Source organism: Pseudomonas sp. MWU13-2862, from assembly GCF_023242495.1.
GTDB classification, from domain to species: Bacteria; Pseudomonadota; Gammaproteobacteria; order Pseudomonadales; family Pseudomonadaceae; genus Aquipseudomonas; species Aquipseudomonas gingeri_D.
The window spans coordinates 1-14317 of record NZ_JALMEZ010000026.1 but is presented as its reverse complement, the minus strand read 5'-3'; the positions used below and the strand labels follow the sequence as shown (position 1 = coordinate 14317).

General features: G+C 60.1%; 14 protein-coding genes. 8 read left to right on the top strand and 6 right to left on the bottom strand.

The features are described 5' to 3' along the window. Positions 1 to 150: 150 nt before the first annotated feature. The 3 genes from flgM to M5C56_RS31240 all read left to right on the top strand — a co-directional run bounded on the left by flgM (position 151) and on the right by M5C56_RS31240 (position 1826). The gene (flgM, locus tag M5C56_RS31250; protein WP_103497246.1) at positions 151 to 471 is read left to right on the top strand and encodes a flagellar biosynthesis anti-sigma factor FlgM; all 321 of its coding nucleotides are present in this window, start codon (positions 151 to 153) and stop codon (positions 469 to 471) included. A 48-nt stretch (positions 472 to 519) separates the two neighbouring features. Next, positions 520 to 987, top strand: a complete 468-nt coding sequence (locus M5C56_RS31245) for a flagellar protein FlgN (RefSeq protein ID WP_103497245.1) — start codon at positions 520 to 522, stop codon at positions 985 to 987. A gap of 95 nt (positions 988 to 1082) precedes the next feature. Further along, positions 1083 to 1826: a flagellar brake protein gene (locus M5C56_RS31240; RefSeq protein WP_103497244.1), complete on the top strand. Its 744-nt coding sequence runs from the start codon at positions 1083 to 1085 to the stop codon at positions 1824 to 1826. Between the two features lie 65 nt (positions 1827 to 1891). Here M5C56_RS31240 and M5C56_RS31235 read toward each other — a convergent pair whose 3' ends face one another. The 6 genes from M5C56_RS31235 to M5C56_RS31210 all read right to left on the bottom strand — a co-directional run bounded on the left by M5C56_RS31235 (position 1892) and on the right by M5C56_RS31210 (position 8264). Continuing rightward, a complete protein-coding gene (locus M5C56_RS31235; RefSeq protein WP_103497243.1) occupies positions 1892 to 3232 on the bottom strand; it encodes an MFS transporter in 1341 nt (446 codons plus the stop codon). 72 nt (positions 3233 to 3304) lie between these two features. Next, positions 3305 to 4546 (bottom strand): glutamine synthetase family protein, encoded by a 1242-nt coding sequence (locus tag M5C56_RS31230; RefSeq protein ID WP_247263483.1) that lies wholly within the window; start codon positions 4544 to 4546, stop codon positions 3305 to 3307. Between the two features lie 233 nt (positions 4547 to 4779). After that, positions 4780 to 5472 (bottom strand): HAMP domain-containing sensor histidine kinase, encoded by a 693-nt coding sequence (locus M5C56_RS31225; protein ID WP_103497241.1) that lies wholly within the window; start codon positions 5470 to 5472, stop codon positions 4780 to 4782. Next, positions 5469 to 7073, bottom strand: a complete 1605-nt coding sequence (locus tag M5C56_RS31220) for a tetratricopeptide repeat-containing response regulator (protein ID WP_103497240.1) — start codon at positions 7071 to 7073, stop codon at positions 5469 to 5471. The genes M5C56_RS31225 and M5C56_RS31220 overlap by 4 nt, the downstream gene beginning before the upstream one ends. A 331-nt stretch (positions 7074 to 7404) precedes the next feature. Then, positions 7405 to 7827, bottom strand: a complete 423-nt coding sequence (locus M5C56_RS31215; protein ID WP_103497239.1) for a DUF6691 family protein — start codon at positions 7825 to 7827, stop codon at positions 7405 to 7407. Then, positions 7824 to 8264 carry a YeeE/YedE gene (locus tag M5C56_RS31210; RefSeq protein ID WP_103497238.1) on the bottom strand — a complete coding sequence of 147 codons (441 nt, stop codon included), beginning with the start codon at positions 8262 to 8264 and terminating at the stop codon, positions 7824 to 7826. The genes M5C56_RS31215 and M5C56_RS31210 overlap by 4 nt, the downstream gene beginning before the upstream one ends. 201 nt (positions 8265 to 8465) lie before the next feature. Between M5C56_RS31210 and M5C56_RS31205 the strand changes: the two genes are divergently transcribed. The 5 genes from M5C56_RS31205 to pstB all read left to right on the top strand — a co-directional run bounded on the left by M5C56_RS31205 (position 8466) and on the right by pstB (position 14067). Further along, positions 8466 to 10145, top strand: a complete 1680-nt coding sequence (locus tag M5C56_RS31205) for a methyl-accepting chemotaxis protein (protein ID WP_247263482.1) — start codon at positions 8466 to 8468, stop codon at positions 10143 to 10145. Between the two features lie 185 nt (positions 10146 to 10330). Beyond that, complete coding sequence (pstS, locus tag M5C56_RS31200; RefSeq protein ID WP_177102045.1) at positions 10331 to 11347, top strand: phosphate ABC transporter substrate-binding protein PstS; 1017 nt, start codon at positions 10331 to 10333, stop codon at positions 11345 to 11347. A gap of 76 nt (positions 11348 to 11423) precedes the next feature. After that, positions 11424 to 12419: a phosphate ABC transporter permease subunit PstC gene (pstC, locus tag M5C56_RS31195; RefSeq protein ID WP_103497236.1), complete on the top strand. Its 996-nt coding sequence runs from the start codon at positions 11424 to 11426 to the stop codon at positions 12417 to 12419. Then, the gene (gene pstA, locus M5C56_RS31190) at positions 12416 to 13288 is read left to right on the top strand and encodes a phosphate ABC transporter permease PstA (protein WP_103497235.1); all 873 of its coding nucleotides are present in this window, start codon (positions 12416 to 12418) and stop codon (positions 13286 to 13288) included. Before pstC ends, pstA begins: the two co-directional genes overlap by 4 nt. Continuing rightward, positions 13288 to 14067, top strand: a complete 780-nt coding sequence (gene pstB, locus M5C56_RS31185) for a phosphate ABC transporter ATP-binding protein PstB (protein WP_100944227.1) — start codon at positions 13288 to 13290, stop codon at positions 14065 to 14067. Before pstA ends, pstB begins: the two co-directional genes overlap by 1 nt. The last annotated feature ends 250 nt before the right edge of the window (positions 14068 to 14317 follow it).

The window sequence follows — 14317 nt, the reverse complement described above, 5'->3', positions numbered from 1 at the left end:
AACTGGCGCTAAGCCGCAGCTTTTCCTAAACTGTGCTGCACCAAGGAGCACCGCCAACACGTGCCGGCTCATTCTTATCTGAGCCTAAAGTTTTTCCGGGTATGGCCGAAAACAAGGCAAGCGTCCAAATACCCAGAGGTTTTTTTCATCATGGTCATCGATTTCAGTCGTTTGAATAACCCCCCGTCACTGACAGGCAGTACGCGCACCAGCGCCAGCAAGGAAGCCGACGGCTCAGGCAAATCCGCGTCCGTGAGCACTCCGGCCGCCTCCGTCAGCCAGAGCGGGGAATCGGTACACCTCAGTAATGAGGCTCAGCAGTTGCAACAAGTCACTGACAAGCTGCGCGACCAACCTGTTGTCAACAGCGCCCGCGTGGCCGAGTTGAAGCAGGCGGTTGCCGATGGCAGCTACAAAGTCGACAGCAACCGCGTCGCCAGCAAATTGCTCAACTTCGAAGCCCAACGCTAGGCTCCGGCCTGCGTCAGGCTTTTGGACGCTTAAAAACCAAGGCCAGCCATGCACGACACCACTCTGCTGCAACTGATCACCGATGATTTTGCCCCCGCTCAAGACCTGCTTGAGTTGCTGCGCGCCGAATCCCTGGCGCTCCATGGTCGCAATATGCTCGAGCTGGAAGAGATTCTGGCGCGCAAGCAAGCGCTGATCGTTCTGCTGGAACAGCATGGCCGCAAGCGTAGCCAGCTACTCGCCGGCCTCAATTTGCCCACCAACCGTGCAGGCCTGGAACAACTCGCCGCGCAGTCCAGTATTGGTGAGCAATTGCTGAGTCAGAGCGATGTGTTGACCCAGTTGCTGGCCGATTGCCAGACCGCCAACGAGCTCAACGGTCGTAATATCCAGGTCCAGCAAGCAACTACCGCAAACCAGTTGAAGATCCTGACCGGCGGTGAAACCCCCGCCCTCTATGATGCGCGCGGCTCAACGGCCAGGTCCATGAAACCGCGCCCGCTCAGTCAGGCTTGAACCGGGCCTTGCGCGTGCTCTATCAAGGCGCGCAACATGCTGGCAAAATGCTAGCTCTTGCGTGCAGTTGTATTTTGTCTGGAGATTGATGAACCGTGTCCAATGCCCCAAGCGCGGATGATGCTCCGCAGCCACCCAAGGTGCTTAGCACGCCTCTGGAAATTTCCGCCAACCTGCGGATGCTGCAGGAAAGTCACGACCCGCTGATCATCACCTTTCATGAGCGCAGCCAGCGCTTCCAGAGTTTTGTGATCGACGTCAACCGCGAAGCCGGCACCCTGGCCCTGGACGAAATGATGCCGCGCGACGGCGAACGCTTCCTGTTGGCCGGCGAGCCGTTCCGGGTCGAAGGTTTCCATGAGGGCGTGCGAATCGCCTGGGAACAGCCGCAACCCATGACCATCGACGAGACCAATGGTTGCTACCGTGGCTCGATGCCCGATGAAGTGGTCTATCACCAACGTCGCAATGCCTTCCGTGCCGCCCTGAAGCTGGCCGCGCTGGTCAATGTCGAGCTGGGTGGCGAAAAGCTCAAGGCGCCGTTGACCGGCAAACTGCTGGACATCTCCGCCACCGGTTGCAAACTGCGTTTCGACGGCGATATTTCCGACCGCCTGCAACTGGGCCAGGTCTACGAGCGTTTTATTGCCGCCCTGCCCTTCGGCCCGATGACCGCCCCCGTGGAACTGCGCCACCTGCACTTCGAGGAAAGGATCAACACCACCTTCGCCGGCGTGCGCTTCCACAACATGAGCGGTCTGGTCCAGCGCCAGGTCGAGCGCTTCGTCTATCAGTTGCAGCGTGAAGCACGGCGCTTCGATAAAGACGACGACTTCTGATCCAGCAGTCGCCATAAAAAACGGGCCACCCTTATCAGGTGGCCCGTTTTTTTACGTTCAACGTTTCAGTTGCTCGACTTGTGCGCCGGCTCCGGGTCCGACTCGTCCACCTCGGGCACGACCTCAGCCTCGGGCGGTGTCGGCACGACGCTGTCACACATCTGATCCAGCACGATCTGCTCATCGACCCGTGGGTCAAGCGCCGCGCCAAGGGGTGACATGGCTTCCGGCATGACCACGTGTTGCAGCGGCGCATCCTCGACCTGATGCAGGTTGGTCACCGCCTTCGGCCGGATCCGCCACACCAGCATCAAGGCGAAGAAGCTGAAAAACGCGTAGAGCATCTGGCTGCCGAACAGTTTCATCAGCACACCCGCCACCAAGGGCCCGATACTGGCGCCAATGCCATAGGTCATCAGCAGCATGGCCGTCAGCGAGACACGGCGATCGCCTTCGATATGATCGTTGGAAAAGGCCACTGCCAGCGGATACAGGCAGAACTGCAGCAGGGAGACCATGAACCCCGAGGCGAACAGCACTTCCAGCGGCGCATGGGACATGATTGCCAGGGGCAATGAGGCCAACGCCAGCAAGAAGGCAATGCTGCGAATCAGCACCGCCCGGTCATAACGATCCGAGATCCAGCCCAGCGGCCACTGCACCAGGAAACCGGCGAAAATGCAGCAGCCCATGAACAGACCCACCTGCTCGGTGGTAAGCCCCTGCTGGGACGCATACAAGGGGGCCAGGCCGTAAAAGGAGCCGACGATGATCCCGGCGCCCAGGACGGTGGTCAGCGACTGCGGCACCCGCTTCATGAAGAAACGCGGCTCCAGCGGCGCCGGATGCAGCGGTGCAGGGTGAATCCGCCGGGTCATCGCCACGGGCACCAGGCACAGGGCAAAGCACATTGCCACTGCCATCAGCAGTTCCAGGCCCAGGGCCGGATGCAGGACCAGGATCATCTGCCCGAGGATCAGCCCCAGGTAGGAGGCAATCATGTAGCCGCTGAAGACCACGCCGCGCTGCTTGGCTTCCGCCTGCTCGTTGAGCCAGCTCTCGATGACCATGTACTGGCACATCATCCCCAGGCCCACGATCATCCGCAGGAACAGCCAGGCCGGCAGCCAGTCTATCAAGCCATGGCCGAGCACCGCCGCACCGACAATACCGGCACAGGTGGCATAGGCGCGGATATGGCCGACCCGGGCAATCAACCGGTGGCCGATCTTGCCGCCCAGCACCAGGCCGAAGTAGTTGGCGGCCATCAAGGCACCCACCCACAGGCTGTCGACATGTTCGGCGGCCAGGCGCAGGGCCAGGTAGGTACTCAGCAGGCCGGAGCCGATCAACATCATCAGCGAGGCGAAATACAGTGCTCGAAAGGGTTTCCAGATTTGGCGCATCGGCGTTCCGAGCGGCTCCTTGAATAGGGTATCGGGCTATCCGACAAGATAGCCCGAACGGGACGGCTACAGCTATGCCTGGGGGGCCAGAACACGACGCTCCCAGGGGGTAATTTCATCCAGGAAACTGGTCAGCTCCATGCTCTTGGAAGCGATATAGCCTTCGATGAACACGCTGCCGAACAACTCCCTGGCCAACGGACTACGTTTCAGACGTTCGAGCGCGGCATGCAAGGTACATGGCAACGACAAAGAATCCGGAACTTCGAATTCACCCTGGATAGCCGGCGTCGGTTCCAGCTCGTGCTCGATCCCGTAAAGGCCCGCCGCCAGGCTCGCGGCAATCGCCAGATAGGGATTCGCATCGGCTCCCGGCAAGCGGTTTTCTACCCGCCGCGCCACTGGAGCGCTGGCCGGAATACGCAAACCGGCCGAGCGGTTGTCATGGGACCAGCAAGCGTTGTTCGGCGAGGCAAAGGGATGGCACAGCCGCTGGTAGGAATTCACGTTCGGTGCGAACAGCGCGGTGAAGTCCGCCAGGCAGGTCTGCTGCCCACCGATGAAATGCCGGAAGGTCGCGGTCGGCTCGCCGTTGGCATCGCTGAACACATTGCGCCCGCTGTCGGCCGCCACCACGCTCTGATGAATATGCATGGAACTGCCAGGGGTGTGAGCCAGCGGCTTGGCCATGCAGACCACGGTCAGGCCGTGCTTGAGGGCGACTTCCTTGAGCAGGTGCTTGAACAGGAAAGTCTGGTCGGCCAGCAGCAACGGATCGCCATGCAGCAGGTTGATCTCGAACTGGCTGACGCCCATTTCGTGCATGAAGGTATCCCGGGGCAGTCCCAGGGCGGCCATGCATTCGTAGACTTCGCTGAAGAAGGGGCGCAGGCCGTTGTTGGAACTGACGCTGAACGCCGAATGGCCCTCCTCGCGTCGACCGTCCAGGCCCACTGGCGGCAGGAAGGCCTGGGTCGGGTCGGGGTTCGGGGCAAAGACGAAGAACTCCAGCTCGGTCGCGACCACTGGCGCCAGGCCACGGGCCGCATAACGCGCGATCACCGCCTTGAGCTGGCCACGGGTCGAAAGGCTGGAGCTTTCGCCACTCAGTTCGTCCGCATCACAAATGGCCAGGGCACGGGGTTGCCGGCTCCAGGGCAGGCGGTGAATCTGCTGGGGATCGGCGTTGAGCGCCAGGTCGCCGTCGTCACTGCCGTAGAAACGTGCCGGCGGGTAACCGCCCATGATGCATTGCAGCAAGACCCCGCGAGCCATCTGCAGGCGTCGCCCTTCGAGAAAGCCCTCGGCGGTCATCACCTTGCCGCGGGGTACGCCATTGAGGTCCGGGGTGACACACTCAATCTCATCAATGCCGGTCAGTCGCTGGGCGAGTGAACGCTGGCCATCGGTCGTCATGACTCAATCCTTGTTGTTGTACGGGCCGCTAACGGCGTCCTGTACAAAATACGCATCACCCGTTCAGGATTTCAAGCAGGGAATACAGAAAAGACTGACCGAACAATCAGGGTACGCCCTGGCGATTGCACTCACGGCAGATAAAGACTGAACAAGGCCCCGCCCAAGGTCCCGCCATTGGCGATCTCGATCCGCCCGCGCACGCCGTTGCGCTCGTGCAGCCCGGCAATCCGCGCGGCGAAATACAACCCCAGGCCGGTACTGCCGGTCGCCGGGTTGATGCCCTGGACATAATCGGCCTGGCGCTCGACCATCTGCTCCGGGTAACCGGGACCGTCGTCATTGATGGTCAGCACCAGCTGCTCGCCCTCTTCACGGACACTGATCAGCAGCGCATGACAGGCGTAGCCGATGGCATTGGTGACGATATTGCCGACCACCGAACCTATCAGTTCCCGGTCGAAGAAACCCAGCGGACTGAAATCGCCGACCTCACAGCTGGCGACGATCCCACGGCTGCTCAGCAGCTCCTGGCGCCCAGCCAGCTGCGCGCCGATAAAATCGTCCAGCTCATGGTAATCCGGACGCAGCGGCAGCTGATTGACCCCCAGCTTGTACAGTCCGAGCAGTTGCACCAGCATGGTATTGAGATGCGCGAACTCATACTCGATCACACTGTGCTCGGGGGTTTCGCGCTGGACATCGGGCAAGCGCGCCAGCCACTGGCCATGGGCCTGTGTCAACATCGCCAGGGAGTTCTTCATGTCATGCACGGTGGATGCAATCACCGTGGAAAAATCCAGCCCCTCGTGAGTCTCACTCATTCGCCAAATGCCCGGGTACGCAATTTCTGATACCTCTCATAACGGGGGTCGCTGTCCGGCATCTTGCCGACCATTTTCAGACAGCCGCGACACTCCTCGAGCACTGCGGCATCACCGCCCTTCTGGGCGATGACGAGCAGGGCCTGGGCCGCGTTCAAGGCAATACTGATGTTCTTCGGCTGCAGCGCCAGGGCGCGGCGGAACAGGTCCACGGCCTCGTCCAGGTTGCCGCCCTTGTAGCTGCGCACGCCCTGCACGTTGAGATCGATGGCCGCCTTGCCGCCGCCAAGGATCTCCGGGTCGGAGGTCAGCTTGGCGATCCCTTTCATCACCGTCGGATCGTCGCCGTAGATTTCCACGCAGTTCTTCAGCATCGAAGCGCCGGCATCGGCCTGGCCCAGTTGCTGCAGCTGCTTGGCCACCAGCAGCGCGGCCTCGGCGCTCATGAAGTTCTCCATGCCATCCAGGCGCGACATCGCCTGCTCGGTGAGCTTGTCGGCGGTTTCGGCATCGTTGAGCAGCAGGCTGGTGGCCTTCATCAAGCGCGCCCGCACCTGCAAGCCCTGGTCGTTGGCGTTTTCCTTGGCGACCGCGCTCAGGGTCTGGTTGATCTCCAGCCGGGTACGGGTGTCCAGGCCACGCTCGCTGCCCTTGCTGATCAACGCATGGGCCAGGCCGAGGTTGCTCTCAGGGTCCTTGAAACGCGATTGCTCGCCCTGGTACACGGCCTGGCGATAAGCTCGGGAAGCACTTTCAAAATCTTCGTTGGCCAAGGCCAGCTTGCCCAGCATCGACTGTCGGCGCACCGCCAGCGGCGAGAGGCGTACAGCCTCCTCCAGCACGCTCTGCGCACGCCGGGTATCACCTTCCTGCACCAGCACCTCGGCCAGGCCGTCATAGAGCGCCGGCATCATTGGAAAGGCCTTGAGCGCGGTCTCATAGAGCGCCTTGGCCTGGGTGATCTGGTTACGCTTGAACAACAACTGCCCCATGCGCGCATAAGCCCAGGGCAACGGACGGTCGGCGAGGATGCCGGTGAGAAAACGCTCCAGGGGTTCGAACTGATTCAGGTTCCACATCGCGTCGGCGCGGTAGCGCAGGCACAACGGAGCGAAACGGCTGTCCTGCTGGGTCAGGCGGGTGCAGGCGGCCAGCACCTCGGCCGGCTTGTCGCGGTCCAACGCCTCCATGATCGGCTTGAGCAGGTTCTTGCGCTGCACCAGCTTTTCCAGGCGCTGGGCCAGGCTGGCACGGTTGAACGGCTTGGTCAGGTAGGCATCGGGCTCGTGTTCGAGGGCCGAGAGCACCATGGCCTGGCTGCTTTCGGCGGTGACCATGACAAACACGCTTTCATGGCTGATCAGCTTGTCGGTCATCAGGTCTTCGAGCACCTGCTGGCCGTTCTTCTTGCCATCGCCCAGGTGGTAGTCATGCAGCACGAAATCGTAACGTTTCTGGGCACACATGCGCAGCGCCTGTTCCCCGGTGTCGGCGGTGTCCACTTCCTTGACCCCCAACTCCCGCAGCATGGACCGGACTGAACTGCGGAAATCGGAGAAATCATCGACGATAAGAAAGTTTTTTTGGTGATACGCCAGCATCGAGATTCCTGTCATGGGAAATAGAAGATGAGCCCGTGGGCAATCACCAGAGCGGGTTCAGCTTCCCTGCTACCTTCGCGCGCAGATAATAACTAACAGCATTTTGCCATCAAGCGACTTTACAGCATCGTACAAAATCCCAGGCAAAAAGCGACCTTTTGCCAAGCGTAGCGGCAAAAGCTATAGAGGCTTGATCAACCAGTTGAGACACACCCTCAGCCCACGGCAGCGGATTCTACGGTTGTCTTCAACAGGGTATCGTCAGGCGCCGCGAAAACCTGAGACTCGGACGAAGGGTTGTCAGCATCGACCACGGCAAGTAGGCAACCCGTTAACGACCCACCTGGCGTTTTTCCAGCAGCGCAAACAGCTGGATACCGGCCAGCATGGCCAGCACGAACACGATGGCCTGCCAATGCCCGGTCAGCAGAATCGCCACCGCCGGTCCCGGGCAGATGCCAGCGATTCCCCAGCCCACGCCAAACAGCAGGCTGCCGCCCACCAGGCGGACATCCAACCCGCGTTTGAGCGGTATCTGCATGGGCGCTCCCAACAGGGAGTGCTTGTGTTTGCCGGCCCATCGGAATGGCAAGGCCGCCACGACCACGGCCCCCAGCATGACCAGTCCCAGGGAAGGATCCCAGGCCCCCGCCAGATCAAGAAACCCCAACACCTTGGCCGGGTTGGCCATACCGGCCAGCAGCAGGCCGATGCCGAATATCAGACCGCCCAAAAAAGCCGTCAGCTTGGTCATAGCCAGACTCCCAACACATGGCGAAGAACATGGACCGTGGCAAATCCCGCGGCCATGAAGCACAGCGTGGCCACAATGGAGCGTGGCGACAGCCGTGAAATGCCACACACACCGTGCCCGCTGGTGCACCCCGAGCCATAACGGGTTCCCAATCCCACCAGCAGGCCCGCCAGCACCAAGCCGGGGACTCCGGTCTCGAAGCGGATCGTCGGCAGCGCATGGAACGCCCCCCACAACAACGGCGCCAGCAGCAGACCCAGTAGAAACAAGGCCTTCTCGCCCCACCCTTCGCTGCCGCGCTGAAGCAGGCTGCCGAGTAAGCCGCTGATGCCGGCAATACGGCCGTTGGCGAGGATGAACAGAGCCGCTGCCAGCCCGATCAGCGCGCCTCCAGCCAGTGCCGACCACGGCGTAAAGTCAAGCCAGTCGATAGTCATATCGCCCCGTCCGCTGAATAAAGAGAGTATGCATGGTCGTGAGTGCAGTCGACCTGCGTCAATGTTTCGGCCCCCATGGGCGGATATGGTCACAACAGTAGCGACTCTCCTTGAAAAAACCGACTCACGGAGCTGAACAATCATGCCAGTGAGTCGATATAAAAAAACATAACAAGCTTGCTCCTCGACCCGGGATTTCCTATGAAGTGGAAAATACGCAACAAGGTTCTGCTGCTATCCGTGATTCCTGCCCTTCTGCTGGCTTTGATTATTCAACTGCTGGCCTTTTCCGAGCAGCAGGCCATGGGCGAGCGAAGTATCGAGGAGACGCGCCAGACCTTGATAAAAACCCGCAAGGACGAGCTGGTGCATTACCTCGATCTGGCCTACAGCGCCATCAAGCCGCTTTATGAAGGGGCCGATGCCATGAGCCCCGCCACCCAGGAGGAGGCCAAGCGTCGACTGCGCGACCTTCACTATGGGCAAGACGGTTATTTCTTCGGCTACAACGACAAGGGCGACAGGATTTTCCTGGCCGCCGGCAAGGACGATGGAAAAAATTTCTGGGACCTGAAAGACAGCCACGGCACTTACCTGATCCGAGAACTGATCGGTGCCGCCAAGCGCGGCGGTGATTTCGTCACCTACTACTTCCCCAAGCCCGGTAATGACGACACCGCCTACCCCAAGCTGTCCTACGCCATTTACCTGGACAAATGGAACTGGATCGTCGGCGCCGGGTTTTATGTCGACGGCCTGGACGCCCTGATCGCCACGCAAACGCAACACCAGCAGCAGGCCATGGATGCCCTGCGCTGGAAGCAATGGGGCATCATGGGGGTGCTGCTGATCGTGCTCAGCCTCGTCGCAGCCTATGTCGCTCGCAGCATCGTCAGACCACTCGGCCTGCTGACCCGCAGCTTGCAGGACTTGGCCAGCGAAGACGGCGACCTCACCCGTCAGCTGCCCATCGATGGCAATGAGGAAACCGCCGAGCTGGCCAGTGCCTTCAATCAGTTCGCCGGAAAAATCCGCCATATGGTGCTGGAGCTGGCCCGCTGCGCCCAGCAGTTGCAGGAGCGTAACGAACAACTCAAGCAAAGTGCCCAGCATGCCGCCGATGCGCTGACACGCCAGACCCGTGACGCCGAGCAAGTCACCCACGCCATGGAGCAGATGGCCCTGGCCACCCACAACGTGGCGGAGTCGGCGCAGAATGCCGCCCAGGCGACCCGCAATACCGATGAGCAGGCCCAGGCCATGCAAACCAACGTGAGCGACACCGTCAATGCCATTGGCGGTCTGGCGCGGGATATCGAAAAAGCCGCCCAGGATATCCAGACCCTGGGCAGCGATGTGGAGTCCATCGGCTCCATCCTCGATGTGATCCGCGGCATTGCCGAGCAAACCAATCTGCTGGCCCTCAACGCCGCCATCGAAGCCGCCCGCGCGGGAGAACAGGGACGTGGGTTTGCCGTGGTCGCCGACGAAGTCCGCTCGCTGGCCCAGCGTACCCAGCAAAGCACCCAGGAAATCCAGGCCAAGATCACTCAACTGCAACAAGGCGCCCGAGCGGCGGTCAGCACCATGCAGAGCAGCCTCGGTGGCAGCGAGCTGGCAGTGACCAAGGTCAACGGGACCGGCCAGATCCTGGCCCAGGTCAGCAATGCGGTGTCCGAAATCAACGGCATGAACAACCAGATCGCGACCGCCGCGGAAGAACAGTCGAGCATTGGCGCCGAGGTGAACCAGAGCCTGGCGCAAATCAGCCAGCACATCAACGACACCCAGGCCATCACCACGCGCAACAACGAAATGTGTGTCGAGCTGGATCAGCTGTCGCGGGAATTGGGACTACTGGTCAAGCGTTTCAGGGTCTGACGGTTCGAAAAGGGCGCTGTCCATCCTGATGCGCCCAAGGGAACCGAGACACGTGAATGATTCTTCATTTCAAAATATTACTAAAAATCACACTACAGTCATCAGACAGAAATATTTCAGGAATTAAATCGTAACGTCTCTTTATAGGTGGGTCACTCCACTTAACCCTTTCATTGAGGTGTTTGATGTTGCTGACTAAAAAAGGCCTGTCTGTCCTGCTGGCTTCTCTGTGCCTGAGCGGTGTCGCTCACGCGACCGATGTGACCGGCGCTGGCTCCAGCTTTGTCTATCCGGTCCTGTCCAAGTGGTCCCAGGACTACAGCAAAGACTCCAGCAATCGCATCAACTACCAGTCGATCGGCTCGGGTGGCGGTATTGCCCAGATCAAGGCGGCGACCGTGGACTTCGGCGCTTCCGACGCCCCACTGTCGGCGGACGACCTCAAGGCCGGCGGCCTGGGTCAATTCCCTAGCGTGATTGGCGGCATCGTGCCGGTGATGAACATCGACGGCGTCGCAGCGGGCCAATTGAAGCTCGACGGCGAAACCCTGGCGAAAATCTTCCTGGGTGAAATCACCGAGTGGACCGACCCGGCCATCGTTGCCCTGAACCCGGGCGTGAAACTGCCTGGCGGTAAAATCACCGTGGTTCACCGTTCTGACGGCTCGGGTACCTCGTACAACTTCACCAACTACCTCGCTAAAGTGAGCGATGGCTGGAAATCCAAAATCGGCTTCGGTACCACCGTGCCTTGGCCAGTCGGCGTCGGCGGCAAAGGCAACGAAGGTGTCTCCGCCTACGTGAAGCAGATCAAGAACTCCATCGGTTATGTCGAGTACGCTTACGCTCTGCAGAACAAGATGACTCACGCACAGCTGAAAAACGCCGCCGGCAAGTTCATCCAGCCTAACGCCAAAGCGTTTGCGGCGGCTGCCGACACCGCCGACTGGGCCAACGCCAAAGACTTCAACCTGATCATGACCAACGCTCCTGGCGATGGCGCATGGCCGATCACGGCGACCACCTGGATCATCATGTACAAACAACCGAAGAATGCCGAGCAGAGCCAGGCAGCCTTCAACTTCTTCAAATGGTCGCTGGAAAATGGCCAACAACAGGCCTCGGCGCTGGACTATGTGGCTTTGCCTGACTCCCTCGTCAAGCGCATCGAAGGTTATTGGAAGTCTGACTTCGCCCATTGATCCAGCAATAGCTAAAACACCCCTTCCTCGAGCAGTCTTTGTCGAGTGAAGGGGTTTGTTTGTGAGCAGACTTCTGATGAACGATATAGTGCAACCTCCGACCATGACCATTTACGCTGGCGAAGTGGCGAGTGATGCGCGTGCGACTCGCGATCATCGTCATGATCTCTGGTTCAAGCGCTCGATGATGGGCGCCGCGATGCTGGTGCTGCTACTCCTGGCAAGCATCGCAGCGTCGACACTCTGGGGCGGCAGTCTTGCGCTCAAGACCTTCGGTTTCGGTTTTCTTACCAGCACTGAGTGGGATGCGGTCAATAACCACTTTGGTGCCCTGGTGCCGATTTACGGCACTCTGGTGACGTCCTTCCTGGCGTTGCTGATTGCGGTTCCCGTCAGCTTCGGCATTGCGATTTTTCTGACAGAGGTCGCACCACCTTGGCTACGGATGCCCGTCGCCTCGGCGGTTGAATTGCTCGCGGGGATTCCATCGATCATCTACGGCATGTGGGGCCTGTTCGTATTCGGCCCGTTCATGGCTGAACATCTGTCTCCCTGGATCAACGATTACCTGGGTTCGCTGCCTTTGGTCGGTTCGCTGTTTCAGGGGCCGCCCCTGGGTATCGGCATGCTGACCGCCGGCATCGTCCTGGCAATCATGATCATGCCCTTCATCACCTCGGTCATGCAGGAAGTGTTTCGTAGCGTTCCCACGCCACTCAAAGAGTCTGCCTACGCGTTGGGCGGCACTACCTGGGAAGTGGTCTGGGACATCGTCCTGCCTTACACCCGCTCTGCGGTGGTCGGCGGCATTTTCCTCGGACTGGGACGGGCATTGGGCGAAACCATGGCGGTGACTTTCGTACTGGGTAACGCTCAACAGTTCTCGGCCTCCTTGCTGATGCCAAGCAGCTCCATCGCTTCGGTCATCGCCAACGAGTTCAGCGAAGCCTATACCGACCTGCATCGTTCGGCGCTGATTGCCCTGGGCTTCTTGCTGTTTATCGTCACCTTTATCGTATTGGCGCTGGCGCGACTCCTGCTGATGCGGCTTTCACGCAAGGAGGGTGTATGACCGGTAACGAACGTCTCTACCGAATCCGTGCCTTCAAGAATCAGCTGGCGATGGTGCTCAGTTGTGGCGCCACGGTCTTCGGCTTGGTCTGGTTGGTGTGGATCCTGCTGACCACGATCATCAACGGCTTTCAGGCGCTCAATCTTCGCCTCTTCACCCAGATGACACCGCCACCGGGTGTGGAAGGCGGCCTGGCCAACGCGTTCTATGGCAGCGCCCTGATGTCGGCGATCGCCCTGCTGATCGGCACGCCGATCGGCTTGATGGCGGGTATCTGGCTGGCGGAGTTCGCCCGTCACTCGCGCCTGGGCAACGTCGTTCGCTTCATCAACGACATCCTGCTCTCGGCGCCGTCGATTGTGCTGGGCTTGTTCGTCTACACGGCGGTGATCCTGCCATTGAACCTGCTGACCAATCACCAGTCCGGTTTCTCCGCGATCGCCGGGGCCCTGGCCTTGGCGCTCCTGGTGATTCCGGTGGTGGTCAGGACCACCGACGAGATGCTTCAACTGCAACCCACCACCTTGCGCGAGGCTGCTCTGGCATTGGGTGTCCCACAGTGGAAATTGACGCTGCAAATCGTCCTGCGCGCGGCGAAAGCCGGTGTGCTGACCGGTATCTTGCTGGCGCTGGCCAGGATCACCGGTGAAACGGCACCACTGCTGTTTACCGCTTTCGGCAACCAGTTCTGGAGCAGCAATCTGCTCAAGCCGATTGCCAGCGTCCCCGTGGTGATCTTCCAGTACGCCATGAGTCCTTTCGAGGACTGGCATTCCCTGGCCTGGGCGGGCGCATTGGTACTGACCTTGTTCGTACTGATCCTCAGCCTTCTGTCCCGTTTGATCCTTTTGCGCAATAGGTTGACTTGATGAATAGCCGTGACCTTGGCAACGAAAAAACCAAAATTCGCGTTCGTGGCCTGGAGTTTTTTTACAACAACCAGCGCTCACTGAAGTCCATCGACATGGATATTCCAGAGAAACGCATCACTGCGATCATCGGGCCTTCAGGTTGCGGTAAATCGACACTGCTGCGGGTATTCAACCGGATCTACTCCATGTATCCGAAGCAGGAGGCGCGTGGCGAGGTACTGCTCAACGGCGAGAACATTCTCGCGCCGGGCTACTCGATGAACCGCCTGCGCAGTCATGTCGGCATGGTCTTCCAGAAGCCGGTACCGTTTCCGATGTCGATCTACGACAACGTGGCCTATGCCGTGCGCCACCATGAGCAGCTATCCCGCCATGAGATGGACGAGCGTGTCGAGCAGGCCTTGAGTGGTGCCGCGCTGTGGGATGAGGTCAAGGATAAGCTCAAGCAAAGCGCACAGGGCCTCTCGGGCGGTCAACAGCAACGTCTGTGTATTGCGCGGACGATTGCCTTGCGGCCACAGGTCTTGCTTCTGGATGAGCCGACCTCCGCACTTGACCCGATTTCCACCGGGCGCATCGAGCAGTTGATCACTGAACTGAAAGAGCAGTACACCATCATCATCGTGACCCACAACATGCAGCAGGCGGCACGGGTATCGGACTACACCGCGTTCATGTTCATGGGTGAGCTGATCGAGCATGCGATGAGCGACACCATCTTCACCAATCCCAAGAAGAAGCAGACCGAAGACTACGTGACTGGCCGCTTTGGCTGATCCGGACGCTGATAGAGAAACCACCTGCAGAGGTGGTTTTTTTATGCCTGGGATTTAGCCGTGCCTGGCCATGGGGGCGGGTTGCTGCCGAGGAGGCCTTGAGCCTTGTATCGCTCATACGGCCGTCATCGCTGGCAAGCCGGCTCCTACAAGAGCCAGGCACGACAATGTCCCTGAGGTGGAACACCGACCTGTGGGAGCTGGCTTGCCGGCGATGAGGCCCGCAAGCCTTGCAGCGCCTGAACCGGCC

Excerpts from the sequence above, each read along its gene's own strand:
- flgM (WP_103497246.1), top strand. The coding sequence starts at position 151 with ATGGTCATCGATTTCAGTCGTTTGAATAACCCCCCGTCACTGACAGGC.
- M5C56_RS31245 (WP_103497245.1), top strand. The coding sequence starts at position 520 with ATGCACGACACCACTCTGCTGCAACTGATCACCGATGATTTTGCCCCC.
- M5C56_RS31235 (WP_103497243.1), bottom strand. The coding sequence starts at position 3,232 with ATGCGCCAAATCTGGAAACCCTTTCGAGCACTGTATTTCGCCTCGCTG.
- M5C56_RS31230 (WP_247263483.1), bottom strand. The coding sequence starts at position 4,546 with ATGACCGCCGAGGGCTTTCTCGAAGGGCGACGCCTGCAGATGGCTCGC.
- M5C56_RS31225 (WP_103497241.1), bottom strand. The coding sequence starts at position 5,472 with ATGAGTGAGACTCACGAGGGGCTGGATTTTTCCACGGTGATTGCATCC.
- M5C56_RS31220 (WP_103497240.1), bottom strand. The coding sequence starts at position 7,073 with ATGCTGGCGTATCACCAAAAAAACTTTCTTATCGTCGATGATTTCTCC.
- M5C56_RS31215 (WP_103497239.1), bottom strand. The coding sequence starts at position 7,827 with ATGACCAAGCTGACGGCTTTTTTGGGCGGTCTGATATTCGGCATCGGC.
- M5C56_RS31210 (WP_103497238.1), bottom strand. The coding sequence starts at position 8,264 with ATGACTATCGACTGGCTTGACTTTACGCCGTGGTCGGCACTGGCTGGA.
- M5C56_RS31205 (WP_247263482.1), top strand. The coding sequence starts at position 8,466 with ATGAAGTGGAAAATACGCAACAAGGTTCTGCTGCTATCCGTGATTCCT.
- pstS (WP_177102045.1), top strand. The coding sequence starts at position 10,331 with ATGTTGCTGACTAAAAAAGGCCTGTCTGTCCTGCTGGCTTCTCTGTGC.
- pstC (WP_103497236.1), top strand. The coding sequence starts at position 11,424 with ATGAACGATATAGTGCAACCTCCGACCATGACCATTTACGCTGGCGAA.
- pstA (WP_103497235.1), top strand. The coding sequence starts at position 12,416 with ATGACCGGTAACGAACGTCTCTACCGAATCCGTGCCTTCAAGAATCAG.
- pstB (WP_100944227.1), top strand. The coding sequence starts at position 13,288 with ATGAATAGCCGTGACCTTGGCAACGAAAAAACCAAAATTCGCGTTCGT.